This window comes from Halomonas sp. ISL-56, assembly GCF_018612805.1.
GTDB lineage: Bacteria > Pseudomonadota > Gammaproteobacteria > Pseudomonadales > Halomonadaceae > Vreelandella.
The window spans coordinates 87,252-112,561 of sequence record NZ_JAGGRO010000008.1 but is presented as its reverse complement, the minus strand read 5'-3'; the positions used below and the strand labels follow the sequence as shown (position 1 = coordinate 112,561).

Below are 25,310 nucleotides of genomic sequence, written 5' to 3'. Positions count from 1 at the left end.
CGCGAAGATTATCGCGGCAGCATAACAGAAACGCCCCTGCCTAGGGTAGGGGCGTTATGAGAGTAAAAACTGCCAAGCTGGGGATCGAGCTTATCTAACCCCCAACCCAAGGTAGGCAAATAAATTGTTAACCAAACAGCATCATACTCTCATCTGACTCTGTAAAACCAATCATTACTGTGCCTCGCTCGACACCATTATCCAACTCGTTCAGCCAATATTCTTTGCCTGCCGAATCAGACGTTCTTTCGAGCACATTTGAGTACATTAGTTCAACAAAAGCATCGTTTTCTAGATTCCCGTATTGACCAGAAAACTCAGTAGACGCAATAAAGCTATTGGCAATATCACCTAAACTAACCGCCTCGCTAATTTCCACCCAATACCCCAACCCTTTTCCATCCGCTGTGCGATCAAAGGCCGCATCGTAAAGGCGCAATAGTGGGTCGACAGGCGCACTGAAGACAGCATCGCTGCGCTCGTCAAGATTTTGAATGCGGAGATCTTCGCTGGCAGGGGTTTCTGCTTCGCTGAACGGGGTTTCGCTGAACATGCTGGCCATGTATTCAGCGAAGGCATCTTGCTCTGTGCCATTGTCAGCGAAGGTAAACTGGCCATCATCTAAGAACGCGTCCATAAGATCTACGCGGTCTTGATAGCTGCCTTCTTCCAGCGGGTAGCCATCACCACCATCAGCTAAAAAGCCTAATGTAACGACCTTAACACTCTCTTCTCCATCACCTACCAAACGGCCATTGGCGACCAGCACATCGTTTGCGCTCCCATCTTCATTCACAATCACCGCATTTTGGATGCGCTCGCCGGCAGGCTGGCTTACATCAAAGCTGTATTGAATACCGCCCACCTGGGCAAACTGACCGGCAGTAACACCCGGCGCTGATGCCGCTACTGCATGCTCTAGAATATTCAGCAGCGTGCCACGTGTGACGCTAAGGATGGTCAGATCATTATTGAAACGCAACGCTGAGGCTGCATCTAGCTGGGATACGCCACCTTCGGGCTTACCGATAGCGGGGTTAGCACTTGGTGCGTGATAATTAGGCTCGCTGTCGCTCCCCTCCACTACGACATTTCCAATGGGTTCGCGGATACCACCACCGTTTTTAAACGACACCATGACGTCTTCGTCAAGTTGCCGGGCGTACCAGAGGTTGGCATCGGCCGTTAGGTTACCCAGATTAGTTTCTTCGGTGCGCACAGCTTCCCGCTCACCGACCAAATAAACATCGGTCAAACCCAGAATATTGCCGTCTTGTTCAGCAACAAACTCACCCACTGCGCTGACTAAATCATTAGCAATATTGCCTTTAGTGCCTTCGGCAAAGGCATTTGCCAGGTCGCCCCATAGCGCTTCCACTTGCTCGTCAGTAGAGGCGTAAACGCCAGAGGTATTCTCGTCAATTGAATCGACAATAACCCGCCCCTGTTCGTCAAACTCCACCACTAGCTCGGCAACATAGCGCCAGCCGCCGTCGGTATTTACTATGACTACATCGTTACCTGAAGCGTCCTGGGTAACAATGGGGTAAGTGTCGTAGGGCTCGCCCGCACCAGGGAACAAACCGCGGTCTTGATCTTCTTGGTCTGCCAGTAAACTATTGGAACCGCCCGCAATGACGATATCGACCCCATCCAACAGCGTGGCAAGCTCTTCTTCAAACTGAATTTGCTGAAGGTGCGAACTCAGGATGATTTTATTGACACCTTGCGCCTCTAGGTCATCAATGACCGGCTGAATAAGATCGGCCAGGGCCTGCATATCGTTGCTGCCACCAGTCAGCACGTCAACATCCCCTGGTGAAGAAATACTTTCCAGGATTTGTGTCGTGACACCGATAATGCCGATTTTCTCGCCGCCACGCTCGGCAATCACTGCTGGAGCTAGCTTAGGTTTGTTGGCGCCCGCCAGCAGCTCCTGCAAGGTAGCTTGAAAAGCGTCTTGGTTTAACAACTCATTGGTCGCCAACTCACTTAACGCGGCGTCACCTGAAAAATCCAAGTTGGCTGAGATATAAGGAAATTGCGAGCCTAGCCATTCAATATCGGTCGCGGAGTCGCCGCTCACGACTGAAGCAATCATTGCTTCGATAAGCCCAGTGCCTAAATCAAACTCATGATTGCCCAATGTTACGGCCGCTACGTCGACAAGATCCATCAATAGAGTCTCAACGCGCCCAGAGGCCGCCGTGATGCCATTCATGGAACCGGCTTCCAGCCCATAAATCTCTTCAACCGCTGTTTGAAAGGCCGCTTGCAGGCTTGAATCAGCAGCAGCGTTCAAATAGGGCCCTGGCAATACTAGATCGCCAGAGCTCACAAATAGAGAATTGGCATACTGATCTTCCAAATGATCCACGATAGAAATGAAGTTGGGTGCGTTTAGCAGGTCTCCACCGCCCCCTTCCATATCGGCTGCATGCAGGAGTTGAAGCTGAAAATTACTCATGGCGGTTCCCTTGTTAATCAGTGGAAAAAACAGGCAAACGTGAGAGTACGCACCCAACCATTGCAAACGCATGACGCTTTAAAGAAAAAGCATTTAAGCATTGGCGGAAATCACTCTGCCTTCCAAATATCATAAAAATACAACATTAGAGTCATTTTATTGCTATGACTTAGCAATAAGTTAGTTATTTCTATTCATCCTGTGAGGGCTGGTTAAATGACCAATTTTGAGCTTGTTTCTACGTTATACCGCGATTTTTTGTTGCGTGAGCCGGAAGAGGCTGGCGTTAATTATTGGACTACCACCCTGGATAGCGGGATTTCCGATGTAAGAACTATTATTAACTCCATAATGGAAAGTACCGAGTTTCAGCAACAAATTCAGCCTATCATTACGCTCTACAGTGCCTATTTATTACGCACAGCTGATACTTCAGGTCTTTCGTACTGGGTCAACGAGCACCGCAACGGCTTAGCATTAGAAGAGATTGTCAAGAGTTTTCAAGCATCTAATGAGTATAAAAACAGCATTTCCAACTTAGACGATACCGCTTGGCTAAACCAGCTCTATAACAGTGCTCTGAACCGCGAGCCTGACCCAGAAGGTTTAGTTTACTGGTCAGCGCTGCTGGTGGATGGGCTGTCTCGAGAAGAGCTTGTCGCAGCTTTTTTTAACGACAGCGAAAGCACCGGACAACAGCCAGCACGGGCATTAGCTTCTTTACTCAACAATGGCTCCAGCATGGATTATGTTGAGTCGCTGCTGAATCGTTATATTGAGCAACTTGAGAGCGAGCTAGAAGTGCCAACAGAACCAACAGAACCAACAGAACCAACCAATCCTAGTGAGCCTGAGCCAAACACCCCAAGCTTTAATCTGGGTGAGCGCTACCACACAGGCACTTCTGATGCATCAGCAGCCATTGCAGTGGGCGAGGCTTTAATGCTGGTAGCGGATGACGAAGATCAGGTATTACGCCTCTATGAGCGCGACAGTGACGGCGCCCCTCTGACAGAAGTCAACCTGAATGATGCTCTGGGTCTAAATGACACCCAAGAGGTGGATCTAGAAGCAGTGGCGACGTACCAAGGTACCCACTACTGGCTGGGCTCCCACGAGAGCAGTCAACGCTCGATGGTTTTTGCCACTCAAGTAACTGGCGATAACGCTGAGAATTTGGATATCCAGGTAACAGGACAATTTACTGATTTAGCCAACCAGCTTAACGGCTGGGATGCCAATAATGGCCATGGTTTAGGCGAAAATGCGCTGGGTCTTTCGCTAGGCGTCAATATTGAGGGCGCTACCTTTATCGGTGATTCCCTATATCTGGGCCTACGCTCGCCGCTGGATAATGGCTTTGCACAATTAATACCGGTCGAAAATGCCATCGCTCTGGTCGCCGGAGAGGCTATCGAGGCAACCTTTGGTGACCCGCTGCGTTTAGACTTGGATGGACGCGCTGTGCGCTCTATTGAGCCTGCCGGCGATAACGGCTATCTGATATTGGCAGGCCCCGTTGATGACTCGGATGACGTTGGCTTTGGGCTTTACCTGTGGGATGGCGCTTATGCCGTTCGTGAAATTGAGGGTGTGGATCTTAATACGTTACCGGACGCACTGACAGCGAAGCCTGAATCACTTTTCGATGTCTCCATTACCGATGAGGGCGTTTCCGCAAGCGTGCTGTTTGATAGTGGCACGGTGGATTGGTTAGAGGAGGGCCAAGAGTCTAAGGATTTACCTGCCGAGCAGCAGCGCTTTGTGATTACGGATATTGAGTTCAGCTTGCCTGACTGGGTACCTCAGGCTGGCGACATTGCAATTACGTCGGTCAGTGGTAGCGAAAAGATCTTTCAGTTTGTGGCGTTAAAGGGAATCAGTGAAGGCGCTGAAATTACCTTTACTGATTCAGGCTGGACTGGCGATGGTTTCCGCGCCAGCGAAGGTGCTGTGAAATGGACAGCACCGGAAGGCGGTGTCGCTGCAGGCACTGTCTTTACTTACACGGCAGACTCTGAGCAATTCACCACGGCCAACGGTAGCGATGTTGGCAACAATGGCTTCAATCTTTCGGTCAGCGGTGACCAGGTACTTGCTTTCGTTGGCGAGGCTAGCAACCCCTCGTTTATCTATGCCGTGCAAACTAATAGCGATGAGTGGCAGGACACCGCCGACTCCTCCAACAGCTCCGCACTTCCGCCTGGCCTCGAAGAGGGTGTAACAGCGGTTGCCGTTGGCAGTGCCCGCAATGCAGCCTTTAGCGGCGATGGGTTTGGCACGGCGGATGAGCTATTAAGCGCCATTGGCGACCCGCAAAACTGGTCGTTTGAGGACGGTGAATTACCCGCTAATGCAACGACCGAGTTCCAACTGGGCACCATGGAAGCTCCTTATGTGCCCGGTCAGCGCGATATTGGTTTGGCCATCACTGAGATTTGGTCGGGCCAAAGCGGTGCCGATGTCACGGAAGACTGGTTCGAGATTACTAACCGCTCCAATGAAACACTGGACTTTACCACCCAACCACTTTGTTACGATGATGACAGCGCCGACCCCGAGGATGCTGTTGAAATTCAAGGATTAACATCACTTTCCCCGGGGGAATCGGCAATTGTCATGGTGGATGGCAACACCGAGTCGGTCGCGGAATTCCGTTCAGCGTGGAGCAATTTACAAAATATCGATAGCTTAAAAATTGGCTATGCCGAGGACGCTTCCGGTCTGGGCGGTGGTGGCGACGCTGTGACGCTATGGCAGGGTGACCCGCGCGTAGACGGCAACCAGGTAGCGATGGAAGCCTACCCCGATACCGATGGGTTTGACGCGGCCTCATGGGATGTGGATTTACAGGCATTTACCACCACTCAAAGTAACGGGGCAGTCAGCTCTGGCGCGCTGGGCGGCGATAATGACGATGTACCCGCCGAGGCATCGCCGGGTCTGGCTAATGAGCCTCAGGTGGATATTACGCTGATTTCTACGGTACAGGGCGACTCAAACAGCAGTGCTCTGGAGGGCGAAAACGTTACGCTTGAAGCCATTGTCACCATGGTCACCCCTGGTTTGGATGGCTTTTTCCTGCAAGAGGAAGATAGCGATAACGACGATAATGCAGCGACGTCAGAAGGTATCTTTGTGCATGCGGGCAGTAACAGCGGTGAGTGGTTGGAGCAGCTCACCGCCGGTGATCAAATTCGCATCAGCGGCGAGGTCTCAGAGTATTTCGAGAAAACGCAGTTAACTGCCGAACGCGATAGCTTGGATGTACTGGCTAACGATGTGGCCTTGCCTGAAAGCCAACGTGTCACCATGCCGTTTACCGACCAGCAGGGCTTGGAAGCTTTTGAAGGTATGCGCGTTGCTATCGAAGCGTTGGATGGTGAGCCTTTGGTGGTCACCGAACTTTATGAGCTGGGCCGCTATGGGGAAGTGACGCTTTCATCAGGAGGCCGCTTAGAGCAATTCACGGAAGTCAACGCGCCTGACGTAGCAGGTTATAGCGCTTGGCTTGAAGACGCCGAAGCGCGCACTATTAAAGTCGATGACGCGAATTCAGCGCAAAACACTGACCCGATTATTTATGGCCGCAACGGTGATGAGCTTTCGGCGACGAACCCTCTGCGTGGCGGCGACGAGCTCCAAACCCTAAAAGGTGTGCTGGATTACAACTTTGAAGAGTGGAAAGTGCAGAACGTCGATGGCCTTGATTTTACCGGCCCAGCACGCCCCGAAACACCCGACACAGATGCGCTGGGTAACGCCGATATTACGGTCGCCTCGTTCAACGTTCTGAACTACTTCAACACGCTGGATCAGAACGGCAACAAAACGGTCACCTTGAACGGCACCGAGCATGACCCGCGTGGGGCCAACAATGCCGAGGAGTTTGCCCGTCAGGAAGCCAAAATCGTGGAGGCGATTAATACCAGTGGCGCCGATGTCGTGGGCCTCATGGAAATAGAGAACAACGGCTACGATGACGATAGCGCCATTGCCGCGCTGGTAGAAGCACTGAATGCAGACGTGCAAAATAACAACATTCAGGGGGTCACCTGGGCTTACAGCATCCCCGAAGATGAGAATGGCAACACCATTAGCCCTGGGGATGATGCTATTGCAGTCGGCATGATCTACAACAGCCAAGCAGTGTCGCCTGTTGGCGCAGCGGCCACTAAAACCGATGGGGCCTTCGCCACAGCAAACCGCGCGCCACTGTTACAAACCTTTGAGGACACTAGCAGCGGCGAAACCTTCTCGGTAGTGGTTAACCACTTTAAATCCAAGGGAAGCGTGGTTAACGGCGAAGAAGCCATTGGCGATGGCCAGGCCAATAACAACCCCACCCGCGTCGAAGCGGCTGAGGAACTACGTGATTGGTTAGCGACCCAGCCCACCGGTAACGATGACAGTGACTTGCTGATTCTGGGTGATTTGAATGCTTATGCCATGGAAGATCCGATCACAACGCTGACGGATGCTGGTTTTGAACTGTTGGATGATGATTACAGCTACGTTTTTGATGGCTTCTGGGGTTCGTTGGATCATGCATTAGCCAGTGAAACGCTAGCCGGGAAAGTGACCGGCACTACAACCTGGCACATTAATGCGGACGAAGCATCCGCATTGGACTACAACACCGACTTCACCAATGACCGTCAAGACGACAACTTATACGCCGATGATGCGTTCCGTAGTTCAGACCACGATCCTATTCTGGTGGGCCTGAACTTGGGCGTTGAAGCTTAAACGGGGCGATTGACGTTTAAGCAACCTGAGTGAAAGACAGCATGGCCTCCGCTTGCGGAGGCCATTTTTATGAATACTATCGCTCAGTTTAGCTCCCCTGCGGGAGGCGAGAGGGAGCTAGGCTTAGCTCACGAGCACTCAAACGTTCCTCCTGATCAACGCTAAAGCAACCCATAGCGCTTCCCGCCTGGGGTGTTAAACTCGCGGCAGGCATTTTTTTCAGGAGAAATACGTTGAGCTCAGCACGTTCCACTACTGCAATTATTAATGATAGCGGCATTGCCTTTGGCACCAGCGGTGCACGCGGCTTGGTCGAGCAATTTTCAGACGAAGTATGCGCGGCGTTTACCGTGGCGTTTATAACGGCCATGCAGGCATCTTTTTCAGTGGAGCGTATTGCACTTGGTATGGATCGCCGCCCCAGCAGCCCAGCAATGGCAGCCGCTTGTACCAGTGCGGCGCATGCGCTAGGAGTGGATGTAGATGACTACGGCGTATTGCCCACGCCCGCTTTAGCCTTAAAGGCAATGGCGGATGGCGTTCCCTGCATCATGATTACCGGCAGCCATATTCCATTTGACCGTAACGGCATCAAGTTTTATCGCCCCAATGGCGAGATCACCAAAGCTGATGAAGTCGCCATTCTTAATGCAGAGGCGGCAATGCCCACCCTACCTGCGCCAGCACGCAGCGAAGTCTCTGAAGCCGCTAATCAGGCATACACTCAGCGCTTCACTGCATGGTTTCCAGGCGAGCCCTTGAAAGGTTGGCGGGTCGGTTTATATCAACACTCTGCTGCAGGGCGTGATTTAAGCGCGCATATTTTGAGTGAGTTAGGTGCAGATGTGGTGGTGTTGGGCCGCAGCGAGGCCTTCGTTCCCGTAGATACCGAAGCCGTTAGCGACGAGGATCAGGCCCAAGGTCGTGCCTGGGCAAACCAGCATCAGTTACAGGCTCTGTTTTCCACCGATGGCGATGGCGACCGCCCTTTGCTGGGGGATGAAACAGGTACTTGGCAGCGTGGTGATATTGTCGGTTTACTCTGCGCCCGTGCGCTGGGAATTGAAGCGCTGGCGGTACCCGTAAGCTGCAATACGGCGATTGAAGCGTGCGGTGCCTTTCAGCTGGTTGAGCGCACACGTATTGGCTCGCCTTATGTATTAGACAGTATGGCTAAGCTCAGCGAACAGTTTGCGCGAGTAGCTGGGTTTGAAGCCAACGGTGGCTTTTTATTGGGGAGCAGTCTAGAAACTGAGGGGCGTAAGCTAGCGGCACTGCCCACCCGCGATGCGCTACTGCCCGCCCTTACACTCATGGTTTCGGCTGCCCAGAACGGGGTTAACCTTTCGCAATTAATCGCTGACTTACCCGCTCGCTATACGGCAAGCGACAGACTCAAAGATTTCGCTACCGAGAAAAGCCATGCACTGCTGGCCGAATGGCAAACAACGCCGACGCTTATGCAGCAAACCTTAGGGCTGGAAGCTGCTATTGAGCACGTGGACAGCACCGACGGGCTAAGAGCCACCCTTGTCAATGGCGATATTGTCCACCTTCGCCCTTCGGGAAACGCCCCGGAGCTGCGCTGCTATAGTGAATCAGCTTCACAAGCAGTCGCATCGACACTGGTCAAGCAGAGCTTGACCGCTCTCGCCCAACTGAGCTAGCCATCACGAGGCCAACAAAAAACGGATGACCCCAATGGGCCACCCGTTTTTTGGGCCTTCCTTAGTCAAGGAGTCTTGCTACAGCTGCTTACTTATAAACCGGCAGCTTCGCGCAGACCTCGGCTACTTTATCCAACACCTGGGCTTCAATGGCGCTGGTGTCTTCGCCTTTAGCCAACACATCCAGAATATCGCAGATCCAGCCAGCCAGCGTAGTACACTCCTGCTCGCTGAAACCGCGCGTGGTCACCGCGGGGGTGCCAATACGCAGGCCAGAGGTCACAAACGGGCTTTGCGGGTCGTTAGGCACGGCGTTCTTGTTCACGGTGATGTGGGCACGACCCAAAGCGGCATCGGCATCTTTACCGGTTACGCCCTGCTTGATCAGCGAAAGTAGGAAGAGATGGTCTTCGGTGCCACCAGAAACGATGTCGTAACCGCGGTCGATAAACACCTTGGCCATGGCTTTGGCGTTTTTAACTACCTGCTGCTGATAGGTTTTGAACTCCGGTGCCATGGCTTCTTTAAAGCAGATCGCCTTAGCGGCAATGACGTGCATCAAGGGGCCACCTTGACCACCGGGGAAAACCGCTGACTGCAGCTTTTTCTCAATATCCGCGTCGTTTTCCGCTGAGAGAATCACGCCGCTGCGGGGGCCGCGCAGTGTTTTATGCGTAGTGGAGGTAACTACGTGGGCGTGGGGCAAGGGGCTGGGGTAAACGCCCGCTGCGACCAGGCCGGAGACGTGGGCCATATCAACTAATAAGTAAGCACCCACTTCATCGGCGATTTCGCGGAACTTGGCCCAGTCAACGATTTGTGAATAGGCTGAGAAGCCGGCGATGATCATTTTGGGTTTGTGCTCACGGGCAAGCTGCGCCACCTGCTCGTAGTCGATCAGTTCTTGATCGTTCAAACCGTACTGAATGGCGTTGTAGTGCTTGCCAGAAAAATTAGGCTTGGCACCGTGGGTCAAATGGCCGCCCGCATCCAGACTCATACCTAAAATAGTATCGCCAGGCTTAACCAGCGCTTGGAACACTGCGCTATTGGCTTGCGAGCCCGAGTGGGGCTGGACGTTCACGTAGGTAGCGCCGAACAGCTCTTTGGCGTAATCAATGGCCAGATTTTCAGCAATATCGACGAACTCACAGCCGCCGTAGTAGCGCTTGCCGGGGTAGCCCTCGGCGTATTTATTGGTCAGCTGGCTGCCCTGGGCTTCGAGTACTCGGGGGCTGGCGTAGTTTTCGGAAGCGATCAGTTCGATGTGGGCTTCTTGGCGCTCCACTTCTTTCTGCATGGCATCAAACAGCACATCATCGAATCCGGCAATTGTCATATCGCGGCTGAACATCGGCGGGAACCTCGTAACGAGAAAGCATCATCATGGAAGAAGCGAGGGCGCTATCATAACGCAGCCTGACGCGACTTTCATCGCATCCGCGTCAGGTCGTGCATGAGTGTGTTTCATGTTGCCCTGGCCGCTCAATGCTGACCAACTGGACAGCCGGGCTGATAGAGGGAGCTACTCTAATTGGTAGGAGAATCTCAACTGATCAACGTTGCCCATAGGGTTCATAATAAATTGATTAAGCATAAACGGATTGGGGAACGCCACATTGACGGTTAGTTGTTGGGAATATCCCGCCATGATATCGACCATACCGGTCATTAATTTGCTGACTTGCGGGCCTAACAGCTGGCCAAACTGCTGGGCTTGTGCCGCGATCTGGGAGATCACCCGCTCTTCGGGAATACCTTGTTGGCTGGCCATTTCAGTCGCTATACGCGGCAACAACCCCTCATCGGAGTAAGCGACAACTACGTCGCCGCCATGCAGCGTTGCCAACTCTAACAACGCGGGGTTCTGCGTTGCCTGCTCTATAGTCACCCCTTTCGGGAGCGTGATAGGAAGATCCATGGTGAATTCAAACCCAGCGGCACCGCTTAGCGTTAAGAATCCTTCGGATATTAGCCGATTGCCCTCATCAGCCTCCTCCCACCGGGAATGGTTGCGCCCTTCTGCCCTTAACTGCCCAGTACCGCCGGTGAGTACATTACTCAAACTCTGGATCGCTTCGCGATCGTCAGGGGGAGCGAGGCGAATCAGTTCAGCCACATCGAAATAAGCCCCTTCAAAGCCCGCATCGCCGGTATGGTTGCTACCGTTAACCCACAGCTTATCAAGGAGTACGCGCCAGTCGTCACCCGTCAGGCTAAAGCCGTTAAGCTCAGCGTGCTCAACGCTCTCTGCCCCGGGGTTATCTAGCCCGACCAGTTGTTCAATGCGCAGATTCGTCAGCGCGAGCTCTGAGGTAATACCGCTCTCTAGGTACTTGAACTCTGCACTGATTCCCTCGATGTTCAATAGCTCTAAGGCGCTACGATTCAACCCCTCCAGCGTGAAGTCATCAATATGAATATAGCCTTTCACGGGAGTATGACTCATCTCTGTTAAAGCACTCTCTGCCGCACCGTCGTCCATCCGTAGCATGATATCGCTAGCCGTCACGGCGTTGAAGGAGACACTCTCCACCGCCTGATCAAAATCTTCAGCGGAGAACACCGCCCGTGATGGCTGGGGCAGCACTAACGTTGCGATACTGAGGAGTGGATCAGCTTGCCCAACTTCTCTAAAGACTATGCTCTCCATCACTACTTGGTCGGGGTGCTCATAGGCTCCCTCGACGCTATAGCGTTCAAGGGTGATCACATCGCCGTTGGCGTGAGTAATCGCTATATCCTCAGCAATATAGCGTTGCTGCTCACTGTCTTCGTAGATACGGCTAAAAGTGAGCCTATCGTCTTCGCCTATCATGCGTTCACGAAAATCCGCCTCAAGTTGCTCGGGCGATGCATTCACCATGCCCGAAATCAAAAGAGCCGAAAGCCCTGTGGTAAAGCGCCGGTAATAACCGAAGACATGCATGCGGTGATCTCCCTTTAAGATGCCTTAAGCATATCATTAAGCTAATAAAAGTGAGATGCCAAGCGCACCGTTTGGAGATTTCGTTAAAGACCCTGACTTATTTTTCATTTTCTCTCGCCTCAAAAAATACTGTATATTTATACAATATTTTAAAATCAGGATGCCGACGATGCCGGGCCAGTCAGATCACCTTACGCCAGCCTTGCCGTTAACCTCTCAGCCGCTGCCTTATTTAACTTTTCTGGGCCGCGCTGGTTTTAGCGGCTTTCCTTCACCTGCTCAGGATTACGAGCCATGCACGCTGGATCTCAATACACGGCTGGTTAAAAACCCCACCGCGACGTTTTATGTCACCGCCACCGGCGACAGTATGGAAGGTTGGGGTATTTTTGAAGGCGACCTGCTGATTGTTGACCGCAGTATTGAGCCGCGTCTGGGGCATATTTTGGTCGCTATGCTGGAGGGCGAGGCGTTGATAAAACGCTATGCGCTTTACCGGGGCAGACCGCATCTATGTTCAAGCCACCCAAACTACCCGCCGCTGCCCCTTGAAGGCAGCGACTGCCAGCTATGGGGTGTGGTGCGCACCGTGGTGCACGAGTATGTGCGTTGACATGCTTGTTTGCGCAAACACGCATATTCGAGATGAGGACTTGCGATGATTGGTCTAGTCGATGCCAACAACTTCTACGTAAGCTGCGAGCGGGTGTTTCAGCCCAAGCTTGAAGGCAGGCCCGTGGGAGTGATGTCAAACAACGATGGCTGTGTGATCGCCCGTTCAGCCGAATTGAAAGCACTGGATATTCCCATGGGGACGCCCGCCTTCAAGCTTGAAGGACTGCGCCAGCGCGGCGAGATCCATCTTCTGTCGTCTAACTACGAGCTGTACGGTGATATGTCGGGGCGACTGGCCCAACTACTGCGTGATGCCTGCCCTGCGGTTGCGCCCTACTCAATCGATGAGATGTTTGTCTATTTAGAAGGTCTCACTACAGAACAATGTGCGGCGCTAGGGCGACGCCTGCGCCAGCGTATACGCCGCCACTTGGGCTTGCCGGTGTGTATTGGGCTGGCAGCCACGCATACGCTCGCCAAACTGGCCAATCACCTTGCCAAGCAATACCCTCACTACCAAGGCGTTTGCTTGCTTGATGGACAGGATCACACCACGCAGGCGTTGCTCAAACGTACGCCGGTAGGCAGTGTTTGGGGCGTCGGCCATCGACTCGCCGAGCGTTTGGCCATTGGCGGCGTTAACACCGCCTGGGACTTGCGTGAAAGCAATGAAAAACAGCTCCGCAAGCGTTTCTCGGTGGTGCTAGCACGCACCGCGCTTGAGCTGCGCGGCGTCCCCTGTTTGGAGATGAACGCAATAGATAAGCCCCGAGAGCGCATTATGACCTCGCGCTCTTTCGGCCAACCCACCGGCGTTTTTGCCGAAGTACATAACGCCCTGCGACGCCACGCCCAGCGTAGTGCTGAAAAACTGCGCGAACAGCAGAGCCTGGCCCGTGCGGTAATGGTATTTCTGAATACCAACCGCCACCGCCGAGACCAGTTACAATATAATCCCCATGCCTTAATAGCGCTGCCCTCACCCAGCGACGACACTCGTATTATCCTCGACGCCGTTCGCCAAGGGCTTGAGCAAATGCATCGTCCCAGCTACCGGTTTATGAAGGCTGGCGTAATGCTGTTGGATTTGGTGGACGCTGAGCAGCATCAGCTTTCGTTGCTACATCCGCCCACCCGGAATCGTCACCCGTTTTTGATGGCAACGGTGGATCAAATTAACCAGCGTATGGGGCAAGGCACGATCAGCTTTGGCATGACGAACGCACCTGCCGCCTGGCAGTTACGCTGCGCTCATCGCTCAGACCGCTATACCACGCGCTGGGATGAACTTATGAAAGTAGGCACTCACCCCGGCGCTATTCATGCGTGTACTTCACGAACCTAACCGCTAACCTGGAAGAACCAATGCGTAGGAACCGCTGTTTTTATGTCCCTCACTCGGCCAGATAAAGAATACGCCCCAGCCCCCGGGCTAGCGCAGCGCTGGGCTAGCCGCTATGTACAGGGCTATTTACGCCGCCACCCAGCACTTAATTCCCCCGCCCCACATGCCCTTAAGCGGGCACGGCGCTGGATCATCGCCTGGGCAGCGCTCGCTGGGTTGATTTCCGGCACGCTGATTGGCAGCGCCGAATGGTGGATGCGTGAGTTTGCCACTAGCCACTGGGAAGCCATGAGCCTTAGGGAGCAACTCCCCTACTGGAGTGGCTATCTGGCCGTCGCAGGCTTGGTTACCGCGCTGGAAATCGGCTTTTTATACTGGAATGCACTGCGCGGCGTGGCGCGCATTACCCGTTTGGCGGGACTACGTTACGGCCAAACAGAAGCTCTTGAACCCGATATTCAGTTGACCGTTCACGGCATTTCCCGGTCGGCACTGGAATACCCCAGTCCTGGTAGTCTTATTTATGGCGTAGACCCCCACGCTTACCTGCATGGCTGGAAGCTAACGCTTCGAGCGCTGCTTTACCGTTTAAAAATCAGCTTAAGCAGCTTTCTGCTGCGTTTACTGCTGCGTCGGCTATTGGGACGACTGACGTTGCGCGGCTTTCTACCCATATTAACCGGGCCGCTGTACGCCGTATGGAACGCCTGGATAGCCGCACGCATTATTCAAGAAGCTTACTTGCAGGCGCGTGGCCCCGCCCTGGTTAAGCACTTGATGGAAACGCTGACTGATAGCGATGAACACACCCGACGCCTGGTAGCCCAGGGGGTGGGTGAGCTAATTATGCGCAATCAGCACCCGCACCCAAATCTAGTGCTGCTATTGGCTCGCCTGCTGAACAGCCTGCCTGATAAACCACTGGCAATTGACGTTGATTGGCCAACTGCCCTACAGGGCTATGCGCAACTGACGGGGGAGTCACGTAAAACACTGCTTAATACCCTTACCCAGGCGGCGCTACTTAGCGGTACCTACCGAGGGTCACGCAAGCGATTCCTAACAGAAGTGTATGCGACCTGCCAAACGCCGCTGCGCAGCGATGAAGTGAAAGCTCAGCAGCAGCGTTTGTTATCGGGGCAGATGCCGTAGCGTATTACGCTGTTTTCAGCGCGTGACGCAAGCGCGGGCTTAGGCTTTCGCCAAGCACCGCCATGGCGGCCAGAATCGCTAGCAGCCACGGCCAGTGGGCGGTAAACGAAACCTGATAGACACCCAGCGCGTCGACAAAAATCACCACAATACCCAGTGGGCTAACATAGCGCACCATGGTCAGCCACAGCGCATAAGGCAGCGGAGCAAGCCCAAGCTCGTCGCGGAAGGTGTCACTTTTTAGTACAAACCCCGCCAGTACGACCATGCCCAGGCCACCCAGTGGCATCATCCAACGCGATGTTAGGTAATCCAGCCAGTCAAAGACGTTCTTACCCGCCAGTGTCCAGTCAGCCCCCAGGTTAAACGACAGCATCGCTAAGGTGCTGATCACCCACAGCACAATGCCTGTGCCCCAGGAGGCTTTCGAACGCGAGATGCCTTTGTTATCGCACAGCCAGGAAACCGTGGCCTCGACCATAGAGATTGAGGAGGTTAACGCCGCCATGGAGAGCATAAGGAAGAACAAGATGCCAAACAGCGTGCCAAGCGGCATTGCCTGAAAGGCCAGCGGCAGGCTCATAAAAATCAGCCCAGGGCCTTCGCCGGGGTTCATGCCGTTGGCAAAAATCACCGGGAAGATCGCCAGCCCCGCCATTAGCGCCACCACGGTATCCGCCACCGCCACACTAATCGTAGTGCCACCAATTGAGGCGCCTTTAGGCAGGTAGCTGCCGTAGGTGAGAATCGCCCCGGAGCCCAGCGATAGGGTAAAAAATGCATGCCCAAGGGCTGCCAGCATACCCTCGCTGGAAAGGCTCCCCGCGTTAAACGAGAACAGGAAATTGACCGCGGCGCCAAAACCGCCGGAAAACATGCCAAAACCAATCAGCACCACCAGCATGACCACCAGCCCCGGCATCATCCAGCTAACGCTCTTCTCGATCCCCTGTTGCACGCCTTTGCCCACGATCAGCATCGTCAGTAGCGTTACCAAGGTGCTCCAAAAACCAAGGTTGAGCGGGTTGTCGTTATTGGCACCAAACACAGCGGCCATATCATCGACGCTGCTGCCCGCAAGTCCGCCGGTGAGCATTTTCCACAGATAGGAGAACGACCAGCCCGCCACCACCACGTAGAACGACAAGATCATAAAACCGCACAGCATGGCCATCCAACCAATCAACGACCACGCCGATGAACGGCCAGATTCGTTGACCACACGGCGAATGGCGTCTACCGGGCTGCCGCGACCACGCCGCCCAAAAGCGATCTCTGCCATCATTACCGGCACACCCACGGCAAAGATACAGGCTAGATAAACCAATACAAAGGCGCCGCCGCCAAACTCCCCAGTCATGTAGGGGAATTTCCAGATATTGCCCAGCCCAACGGCAGAGCCGGTTGCCGCCAGCATAAAACCCCAGCGGCCTAGCCATTGGGTGCGAGGTTGCCTAGAAGAGGTCATTTGCCCATTTATCCCGTCAGAAAAAGGCGATTATCCTAAAGGATTTCGTGGGTAATGCCCACTAGGCCTCAGCTTCTAGGCCTCAGTTCCTAGGCCTCAGCTCCTAGACATAGACACTAGCTTTGGCAGCGGCATCCAAGCGCTGGGCGGTTTGGTCTACCTTGCGCAAGCAGGCCAACAACACCGCACCGAGGGTCACAAAGCCGCCCGCCAGCCAAAGCCCAACGCCATAATGGCCAGAGGCTTCCGCTAACATACCGGTTAACGCCGGGGCGCATATTTGAGCGACACCGTATGCCAGCGTCATCTGGCCCATTAACCGTGCCGGGCTTGCCGGATAGAGCCTGCCCGCCATGGTCAGTACCAGGCTGACGCAGCCCAGAAAGGTGCCACCGTAGAGCACAGCGCTTAACAGCACCACAGCGGCATTGGCGGTAATAGCCGGCAGCACTATGCCCACCACTTGAATCCCCATAGCGATAATCAGTGCCCCCAGGTAGCCCACCCGTCGGGCAACTAAATCCCATAGCATGACCGCAGGGGCGGCGGCCAAACCGGCCAGGGCGAACGTCCAGTTACCCATTCCCGCCAGCAGCGGTTCCCGCTCGACGATAGCGACTAAAAAGGTCGCACTGATCACATAGCCGTAACCGGCACAAAAGTAGGCGGCGAGCATCCAGCGCATAAAGGTGCGCGTAGGCGGCATTGTGGGTTGGCTATTCGCTGAGTGGGCACCTAGCACTGGTTTTACCGGGCGCGGCAGCCAGCGCCAGGCCGGCACAAGCAGTGCGGCACCCAGCAGGCTAAAGCCCCACCACTGGGTCTGCCAGCTAAACGAGAGCTGCAGCATCATTTCCACCGCCACCGCCGCGACAATCATGCCTAAGCCCACACCGGCAAAATGAATACCCAGCTCGCCACGCTGGCGGTGCTGGATTAACCAATGAAGAATCAGCCCTGACGCTAATAGCATTGAAGCACTGCTGGAAAGCCCGGCCAGAAAACGCAGCCCTGCCCAGACCCAGAAATGCTCGGTGAGCGCCATACCCGCCGTGGTGAATACAGCTAGAATTAACCCGCAGCGAAATAGTGTGTCTTTGATATAAATACTGTGAATAGAAGCAGCCAGCACCGCCCCCAGCATATAGCCCGCGTAGTTAAGTGCCGCCAGCCAGCCGCCATCGGCGTCGCCCATCCAGGTCTGCTGCTGCATCACCGGCAGTAACGGCGTATAGGCAAAACGAGCGACCCCGACGCACAGTATTTGGCTGAAAACGCCCGCCAGTAGCACTTTAAAGCGCTGAGAACTTAATGTTGCTGCGGTCATTAAGCGGCTCCTTAAACACCGTTACAGCTTGTTATATTTGTTAGCAAGCATACATTAGCCAACATAGTAAGGTGTTTTGAGCAGTGCGTAATGACGACCTAGGTCGGGGGTATGGCTAGACATTGACCTCCAGACTTAACAGCAAAAACGACAGCGTTTTGCCATGCCCATCCAAGTTGAGCGCGCCATTAACGCCGCCCTGAAGCACGTCATCGATCACGAAGTTCATGCCCGCCAAATTAGGCAAAGGGTAGCGCCGCACTCGGCTGGCACCGCGGTGGGCAAACAGCGCCAACACACGCTCCTCGGTTACCTGCTCCAGTAAGGTGGTGTAGTGGTTTGGGTCATAGGCAAATAACGCCACATTAAGCCGCTCGCCCTTATCGCCTGCACGGGCATGGGCGAGTTGATGAAGGGTGACAGGAGAATGCGGGTGCACCGGCGTTTGCGTGTGTTCAGCTTGCAACATAACGTTCACTCCTACGTTCGCCGAGGGGCGACGATTCAAACAGGCTGGCATGGGCATGAACGTCGCTACGCTTGACCAAATATGAAGCCGTAAACACTCGCCGTTGAAATTGGCGCCGCACGCCACCGCCTCCCGCAGGCCCGGCACAGTAAAGCGCCAGAAGCTCTTGGGTGGCACGAGCGACCCAGCGCCGCTCGCTGTGCTCGGCCGCCAGCCGCAGCCGATAATCGCCGTTGGCAGGAGCTGAAGCGCTACGCTGCAACTCACCGCTATCGCTATCAAATACGCTGCTTAGGCCAATGATATCCAAGCGGGTACGCAGCTCAGCGGGAGCACGAAACACCAATCGTTCACGCAGCACCTGCGCTGCAAGCTGTGCCCTTGCCAGGGCGTTGGGCCCTGCATAGGAAATTTCCGCCTCGCCCTGCCAGCCACCTTCATAGCACACGGTGGTTTTTAGCCGCTCAGGCGCTGGCTTGCCGCGAATTCCCGTCACCGCCACGCGGTTGGGTGATAACTGACGCACCACGGCATGGGAAAGGTCCACCGTGACATCCGGGGTCAGGTAATTAGCCGGGTCATGCACTTCATAAAGCAGCTGTTCTTTCACCGTTTGCTCGGTTACACAGCCGCCGGTGTTGGCGGGTTTGGTAATAATAAGGCTGCCATCCTGCTCTACTTCAATAATCGGATAGCCCACTGTGGCAAGCCCCGGTACGTCTTTAAAACCTGGGTCAGCAAAGTAGCCGCCGCTCACCTGGGCGCCGCACTCTGCCAAATGACCCGCCATCATGCCGCAGGCCAGGCGATCCCAATCGTCCCAACGCCAGTCGAAGTAGTGCATCAGCGGCGCTAAAAACAGCGCCGGGTCGGCAACGCGCCCGGTGACCACTACATCCGCCTGCATCGTCAACGCCTCTGCCAGCGCCTTGGCACCCAGGTAGACATTGGCTGAAATCAAGGCGTCATCGCTCGGCATATCCAGCCGCTCGGCCTCCCAGCGCTGCAAGTCCAAGCTATGCAACTGCTGGCGGATATCGTCACCGTGCACCTGGGCAATGCATACATCCCCTCGCCCAAGCTGCGTAGCCAAGTCAGCAATTACCTGGCACGCGCCGCCAGGGTTCGCTGCACCGAAGTTGCCTAGAATTTTGATTCCGTGGTCCAGGCAGTCGCGCAGCACTGGGGCCAACAGCTCGTCCAACAGCGGTTCAAACCCGCTTTCGGGGTCGTCACGCATCGCCCGGTGGGCTGCCGCTAATGTCCGTTCTCCCAGGGTTTCAAATACTAGCGCGGAGGGTAGCTGCCGCTTGATCAACTCTGCCACCACCGCCACGGCCGCATCGGTACGGTCGCCGGAAAAGCCCGCCCCGCTGCCTAATAAAAAGCTCATAGCTGTGTCTCCTTGGCCTGAAGAGAGTGGTGGTCGCCTGCGACAGACTCCAGCTCGTCTCTTAGCAGCGAGCGGCGGCGTATAAATAACCCAATGATCAGGGCTAGCGCTGCCAGCGTGGTCAGCCAGCCGGGCGTCAACGCCAGCCCAATCACCGCGATCAGCGCTGCGACATCGATCAAGCGCTTACCCGTCATGGCTACCCGCGACATCAGCGCGGCAAACGCCATTACGAACACGACCCCTTGGCAGCTGGCCAAGACGATATCCAGGGCAGAACCAAACCCCGCTAAGGCCGGGTAGATCAGCAACAGGAAGGGGATCACATAAATAGCCGCCGCCAAGCGCACTGATTCAATCGCGGCAGGCAGCCAGTTGGTGTCGGCAATACCTGAGGCTACAAAGACCGCAATGCAGACGGTCGGCGTAATCACCGACAGGGTAGCGAAGTAGAAAACAAACAGGTGGGCAATCAGTGGTTCAACGCCAATGGCCGTGAGCGCTGGAGCCAGTACCGACGCCACCAGCACATACGCTGCCGTAGTGGGAATGCCCATGCCTAAAATCAGGCACACGCCGCCAACGATAAAGGCGACCAGGAACAGCGATTCTCCGCCCACCGTGACAATCAAACTCGCTAACGTCACACCGATGCCGGTCATACCGATCATCGCCACCAGAATCTGTGCCCCGGCCAATAGCACGCCGATAATCACCATGCCTTTGCCTGCATCGACTAGGCCTGCCACCAGTTTGCCGAGGATCTCGCGCAGCGACATTTTGGCCATCAGCGCAAAAGGCACGAACGTTAGCACGGTCATTAAGATGCCGTAGAACGCCGACATTTGAATCGAACGGCCGCTAAGTACGCCGTAAAACAGCCCGCCTAATGCGGCCAGAATGGGAATGATTCGTTCAGGGCGTATCACATCTGACCAGCTGGGTAGCTCATCATCGGGTACTACCTGCAGTTGACGGCGCTTGGCGACCAAGTGAATGGTGACAAACACCCCCAGGTAGAAAAGGATCGCGGGCAGCAAAGCCGCTAAGGCGATACGCAGGTAACTTTCGCCCAGAATCTCCGCCATGATAAACGCCGCAGCACCCAGAATTGGCGGTGCAATTTGGCCACCGGTCGAGGCCACGGCCTCAACTCCAGCCGCGAACGGGCGCGGGTAGTTCAAGCGCTTCATCATGGGAATGGTGAAATTGCCCGTGGTGGCCACATTGGCCACCGCGCTACCGCTGACCATGCCAAACAGCCCGGAGGCCACCGTGGCCACTTTGGCAGCACCGCCCGGCGAGCGGCCGCTAATACGCAACGCCAAATCCATAAAGGTATTACCGCCTCCGGTATGTAGCAGCAAACAGCCGAACAGTACGAAGGCGGCAATGGTCGTCGCGGCGACACCCACCAGCATGCCCCACACGCCTAAATCGCCGAGGTAGATGGTTTCAGTCATGTAGTAAAGATCAAACCCACGGTGACCAAGCGGCCCAGGGATTGCCGCCCCAAACAGCGCATAAGCCAAACCCACTAACACTAACAGTGGAAAGATCACGCCGATGGCGCGGCGTGACAGCTCTAGAATCGCCACCAGCAGTACGCCGGTCAGCAGCATATCCCGAGGTGTCGCCCAGGGGAGTTCGACCAGAATTTGTTCGTAGTTCAGCGCCACATAGCCACAGGCAACTACCACACCCACTGCCAGCACTGCATCAATAGCAATGCCCAGCGGCCGCCAGCGCTTGCCTGCGCCTAATGGATAAACGGCAAGCCCTAGCAGGATGACCAGCGCGAGAAAGATACTCCGCTGAATCAAGCTTTCGAATGGCCCAGTGGCGGAGGTATAAAGGATTAGCCCACCCAGCAGGAGCGCCAAGCCTTTGGTCACTGTCTCGCGCATGATCATCGTCTCCAATGGGCCTTACTGGACGGGCTGCAAGGCATCGGGGATGTCATACCCTTGCTCTTCGAAATAGCGCGCAGCGCCGGCATGAAGTGGCACGGTGCCAACCTCCAGGGTCATCTTCGCCATATCCGCATCCTGCATGGCTGCGAAGGCGTTAACCTGCGGCTCTGGGTTTTCCATCACGGCTTTGACTATTTGATAGGCTGTCTCATCATCCATGTCTGGATGGGCGTGCACGGCCACACCAAAGGCCCAAGTGGTGTAAGCAGGAATACCCTCTGCGGCCCCTTCGGGCACATCGACAATCGCTACGTCGGGCATTTCGCTGCGCAGTGTGTCGGCCTGCTCTTGGTCGAGCGACAGCACGCTTATCGGTGTGAAAGTGGCGATGTCCATGGAGGAGCCATCCAGGCGTTCTCCGACCCCCGATTTTACCGACCCCATCACCCGGCCATCCTTCATGGCGTCGACCATATCGGTCGTTGAACCGCGCACGTAATCAGGTTCGATACCTAACGCGCGCATTACCGCTTCGGTGGTTTTCTCGGTGGCTGACCCGGTAATCCCTGGATTGAAGCGCACACCGTCTAAGTCAGTGAAGGTTTCCACCTCCGCATCCTGGCGCATCACGGCATTCTGCGGTGCCACGGTGTAGACCCATAGCAGGCGGTTATCGACGGGGCGGCCTTCAAAATCTTCCTCGCCAGCGTAGGCGTGATAACCGGTGTTAGTGGTAACCAAGCCCATATCGATTTGATTGCGGCCTAACCGGCGCAGGTTATCCACCGTAGCACCGGTTTCTGCAACGGAAGAGCTCACTCCTTCGACTTGGTTATTAATGATTTGATTAACCGCAACAAAGTAACTGTAGTGGCTGGAGGAGCTGGAGGTGGAACCAATCAGCAGGCGCTCATCGGCATGGGAAGTGGCAGCAGCCAGCACCGCGGCGCTTGCCACCATGGCGGTAAGTAGCGTTTTCATTGTGTCTCCGAAGCTCGCTAAGCGAGCTATTGTTATTGTAGAGCGTTTTTTTATCTAAAACGGTGATCGCGACGCTGATTGCATGCGATAAAACAAGCATGGTCTGCCGGGTTAATTTTGTATATTGAATAGTTTTTAATTTATGTTTTACTTTCTAAATGAATCCAAGCATCCAGCAGTTGCGTGTTTTTGTTGCCGTCGCCCATTCGCGTAGCCTTGCGGAGGCCAGCGAGCGCGTGCACCTTTCCCAACCGGCGATCTCGATTGCCCTGCGTAAACTCGAGGAGAACGTCGGTGGTGCGCTGTTTGCGCGAACGACTCGGCAACTTGCTTTAACGCCGGAAGGCGAAGCTTTTTTGCCGGTCGCCGTGCGGCTTTTAAATGATTGGAATGAAGCCTTTGAAGATCTTAACGACCAATTTTCCAAACAGCGCGGAAAAGTAACCGTGGCCGCCCTGCCTACTCTGGCGGCAGGATTATTCCCCCGCGTTATTAAGCTCTTTCATGAGGCCTACCCACGTATTAACCTTAGCCTGCACGATGTGTTGGCTGAGCAGATCAATCAAATGGTGCGCGAAGGCCGCGCCGACCTCGGGCTTTCAGTGCCGCCAAGCGACGCAGACGATCTAACGTTTGAGCCCGTACTCGAAGACAGCTATGTGGTCGTTTGCCCCTGTGGGCACTCGTTGCTGGCGCAATCAGCCGTCGCCTGGAGCCAACTCGCGGCTTATCCATTTATCGGTATCAATCGCCTTTCCAGCTCGCGCCAGGATATTGACCGCATTATGCAGAGCGTGGGCGAGCGGCTGGATATCTTATGCGACGCGCGCCAGATCGCCACGGTAGGGCGCATGGTGGCTGCGGGATTGGGCATTAGCGTGCTGCCCTCGCTCAGTTTTCGCCAAATTGCTACTGATGGCATCGAACACCGCCCGCTGGTCGAGCCAACGATTCGCCGTGAACTGGGCATTGTATTAAGCCGACGTCATCCTCCGTCCGCCGCCACCAGCGCCCTGCGCGAGCTAATTCATTGCCACGAATAAGCGGCTTTCTCTACACAACCAGCGGGAATCTGGCAGACTAGAGGTGATTAACATCCACCTAAAAATGAGTGAGCGACAACGATGAGCGATAGTGCAAAACCCTGGACACAGCCGATGCCCGACGCACAGTTCAAACTGATGCGTGAGATCCTTGCGGCCCCCAGCCCCGTCGGCCTGGAAGCGGCAATGACCTACGGCGTGCTGAAGCCACATTTTGAATCTTTTGCCCCTAAAGGCTGGCACCTTCACCAGTTCAAGGGCAACGCGGGCGTTGTGCTGGACACTCACCCAGACCGCGACGATATGTTCAAGGTCATGATCATCGGCCATGCGGATAAAATCCGTATGCAGGTGCGCTCAATTGGTGAAGACGGCAAGATTTGGATCAACACCGATTCGTTCCTGCCTACCGTACTGATTGGCCATGAAGTGAAGCTGTTTAGCGAAGACCCCGATGCCCCTGGCAGCTATCGCTGCATTGAAGGCGGCACGGTGGAAGCGCTGGGCGCGATTCACTTTTCTGACCCTGCCCAACGCGATGGCAGCAAAGGCCTGAAGAAAGAGCAGATCTATTTGGATCTTCAGATCCACGGCGAAAATAAAAAGCAGCAAGTGCTGAACCTTGGCGTACGCCCCGGCGACTCGATTATTTTTGACCGCCCTATCCGCCCAGGCTTTAGCCCTAACACCTTTTACGGTGCTTACCTGGATAACGGGTTGGGCTGTTTTGTGGCCGCCGAAGTGGCGCGCCTAATCGCTGAAGCGGGCGGCACCAAAAACGTGCGCGTACTGTTTGCGATTGCCAGCTATGAAGAGATTGGCCGTTTCGGCAGCCGCGTGATGGCGGGTGAAATGAAGCCGGATGCGCTGATTGGCGTGGACGTAAACCACGACTATGTGGCTGCGCCCGGTATTGGCGACAAGCGCATGCAACCGCTAGAGATGGGCAAAGGCTTCACCATGGCGGTGGGTTCGATTGCCAGCGAACAGCTCAACCGGATTATCTCTACCGCCGCTAAAGAGCAGGACATCCCGCTGCAGCGCGATATTGTTGGTGTGGATACGGGTACCGATGGCATGGCAGGCGTATTAGCGTCTATCGATAGCGCCGCTACCTCGATTGGCTTCCCCATCCGCAATATGCACACCATTTCAGAAACCGGCCATACCCAGGATGTGCTGGCGGCTATTCACGCCCTCACCCATACCCTGCAAGCCTTGGATGCCATACCAGACCTACAGCGTGAATTCCTGGATAACCACCCGCGCTTAGACCAAGCTAGCCCGCTCACTCATCAAGGCAGCGATAAGCCGGAGAGTGAGGGTGATGACAGTAAAGATGAGAATACCGAAAGCGAGCAAAGCGCTGCGAGTACCCAAAGTGGAGAAAGTAACCACAGCAAGAAAAACAAGAAGAAAGCTAAGAAATAAAACAAGCGTATAAAAAAGAAGCCCCGGCCATTCCCTGGCTGGGGCTTTATCAAACCTTCCTTGATTCATCTTCACAAACATCCTGTTTGTGCTTCCATGAGCGTAAGCCATCCTAGCTTAATCTTCCCTGTTTCCACTTCCGTGTGGTGTATGCTCACTGTGAACCTTAAAATGGTCTATTTATTTAACCTGTGTTATCAAAACGGAAAAAAATTTATCTTTTTTCACAGCTTCAAGGATAGCCATTTAAAGCACGCTTTTTATCTTTTTTAAATGGCGCGTATACCCAGCAGCGCTATACTTTTAAAAGTGTCGGCAACGATACTGCTCTACATGGACGTTACCACGCCTGAACCATCAT

At 54.7% G+C, this 25,310-nt stretch carries 16 protein-coding genes; 7 read left to right on the top strand and 9 right to left on the bottom strand.

Annotated features, from left to right (window positions below; all coding sequences use genetic code 11):
• Positions 1-127 precede the first annotated feature (127 nt).
• A complete protein-coding gene (locus J7J49_RS06625) occupies positions 128-2,467 on the bottom strand; it encodes a DUF4214 domain-containing protein (RefSeq protein ID WP_215091184.1) in 2,340 nt (779 codons plus the stop codon).
• A gap of 216 nt (positions 2,468-2,683) precedes the next feature.
• Between J7J49_RS06625 and J7J49_RS06620 the strand changes: the two genes are divergently transcribed.
• Both J7J49_RS06620 and J7J49_RS06615 read left to right on the top strand, forming a co-directional pair.
• Entirely contained in the window at positions 2,684-7,216 is a 4,533-nt protein-coding gene (locus J7J49_RS06620; RefSeq protein ID WP_215091182.1) for an ExeM/NucH family extracellular endonuclease, read from the top strand.
• Positions 7,217-7,449: 233 nt separating this feature from the next.
• Entirely contained in the window at positions 7,450-8,883 is a 1,434-nt protein-coding gene (locus tag J7J49_RS06615; protein WP_215091180.1) for a phosphomannomutase, read from the top strand.
• An 88-nt stretch (positions 8,884-8,971) separates the two neighbouring features.
• Here J7J49_RS06615 and glyA read toward each other — a convergent pair whose 3' ends face one another.
• Together glyA and J7J49_RS06605 are read right to left on the bottom strand one after the other, a co-directional pair.
• Entirely contained in the window at positions 8,972-10,237 is a 1,266-nt protein-coding gene (gene glyA, locus J7J49_RS06610) for a serine hydroxymethyltransferase (RefSeq protein ID WP_064236264.1), read from the bottom strand.
• Between the two features lie 171 nt (positions 10,238-10,408).
• Complete coding sequence (locus J7J49_RS06605) at positions 10,409-11,812, bottom strand: aq_1923 C-terminal domain (RefSeq protein ID WP_215091178.1); 1,404 nt, start codon at positions 11,810-11,812, stop codon at positions 10,409-10,411.
• A 169-nt stretch (positions 11,813-11,981) separates the two neighbouring features.
• Between J7J49_RS06605 and J7J49_RS06600 the strand changes: the two genes are divergently transcribed.
• The 3 genes from J7J49_RS06600 to J7J49_RS06590 are packed head-to-tail and all read left to right on the top strand — an operon-like array spanning position 11,982 to position 14,924.
• Positions 11,982-12,425: a LexA family protein gene (locus J7J49_RS06600; protein ID WP_215091176.1), complete on the top strand. Its 444-nt coding sequence runs from the start codon at positions 11,982-11,984 to the stop codon at positions 12,423-12,425.
• 45 nt (positions 12,426-12,470) lie between these two features.
• Positions 12,471-13,772, top strand: a complete 1,302-nt coding sequence (locus J7J49_RS06595; RefSeq protein ID WP_215091174.1) for a Y-family DNA polymerase — start codon at positions 12,471-12,473, stop codon at positions 13,770-13,772.
• A 42-nt stretch (positions 13,773-13,814) separates the two neighbouring features.
• The gene (locus tag J7J49_RS06590; protein ID WP_215091171.1) at positions 13,815-14,924 is read left to right on the top strand and encodes an LBF_2804 family protein; all 1,110 of its coding nucleotides are present in this window, start codon (positions 13,815-13,817) and stop codon (positions 14,922-14,924) included.
• A 4-nt stretch (positions 14,925-14,928) separates the two neighbouring features.
• On the opposite strand, the gene J7J49_RS06585 is transcribed toward J7J49_RS06590, so the two are convergent.
• The 6 genes from J7J49_RS06585 to J7J49_RS06560 all read right to left on the bottom strand — a co-directional run bounded on the left by J7J49_RS06585 (position 14,929) and on the right by J7J49_RS06560 (position 22,475).
• Positions 14,929-16,392, bottom strand: a complete 1,464-nt coding sequence (locus tag J7J49_RS06585) for a sodium-dependent transporter (protein ID WP_215091169.1) — start codon at positions 16,390-16,392, stop codon at positions 14,929-14,931.
• A 103-nt stretch (positions 16,393-16,495) separates the two neighbouring features.
• Positions 16,496-17,719: a YbfB/YjiJ family MFS transporter gene (locus tag J7J49_RS06580; protein ID WP_215091167.1), complete on the bottom strand. Its 1,224-nt coding sequence runs from the start codon at positions 17,717-17,719 to the stop codon at positions 16,496-16,498.
• Between the two features lie 115 nt (positions 17,720-17,834).
• The gene (locus J7J49_RS06575) at positions 17,835-18,188 is read right to left on the bottom strand and encodes an AtuA-related protein (protein WP_064236257.1); all 354 of its coding nucleotides are present in this window, start codon (positions 18,186-18,188) and stop codon (positions 17,835-17,837) included.
• Positions 18,175-19,581 (bottom strand): acyclic terpene utilization AtuA family protein, encoded by a 1,407-nt coding sequence (locus tag J7J49_RS06570; protein WP_215091165.1) that lies wholly within the window; start codon positions 19,579-19,581, stop codon positions 18,175-18,177. Before J7J49_RS06570 ends, J7J49_RS06575 begins: the two co-directional genes overlap by 14 nt.
• Positions 19,578-21,488, bottom strand: a complete 1,911-nt coding sequence (locus J7J49_RS06565; RefSeq protein ID WP_251048176.1) for a TRAP transporter permease — start codon at positions 21,486-21,488, stop codon at positions 19,578-19,580. The genes J7J49_RS06570 and J7J49_RS06565 overlap by 4 nt, the downstream gene beginning before the upstream one ends.
• A 21-nt stretch (positions 21,489-21,509) precedes the next feature.
• The gene (locus J7J49_RS06560; RefSeq protein WP_215091161.1) at positions 21,510-22,475 is read right to left on the bottom strand and encodes a TAXI family TRAP transporter solute-binding subunit; all 966 of its coding nucleotides are present in this window, start codon (positions 22,473-22,475) and stop codon (positions 21,510-21,512) included.
• A 158-nt stretch (positions 22,476-22,633) separates the two neighbouring features.
• Between J7J49_RS06560 and J7J49_RS06555 the strand changes: the two genes are divergently transcribed.
• The gene (locus J7J49_RS06555) at positions 22,634-23,518 is read left to right on the top strand and encodes a LysR family transcriptional regulator (protein WP_064236253.1); all 885 of its coding nucleotides are present in this window, start codon (positions 22,634-22,636) and stop codon (positions 23,516-23,518) included.
• 81 nt (positions 23,519-23,599) lie between these two features.
• Positions 23,600-24,949 (top strand): M20/M25/M40 family metallo-hydrolase, encoded by a 1,350-nt coding sequence (locus J7J49_RS06550; RefSeq protein WP_215091159.1) that lies wholly within the window; start codon positions 23,600-23,602, stop codon positions 24,947-24,949.
• Positions 24,950-25,310 lie beyond the last annotated feature (361 nt).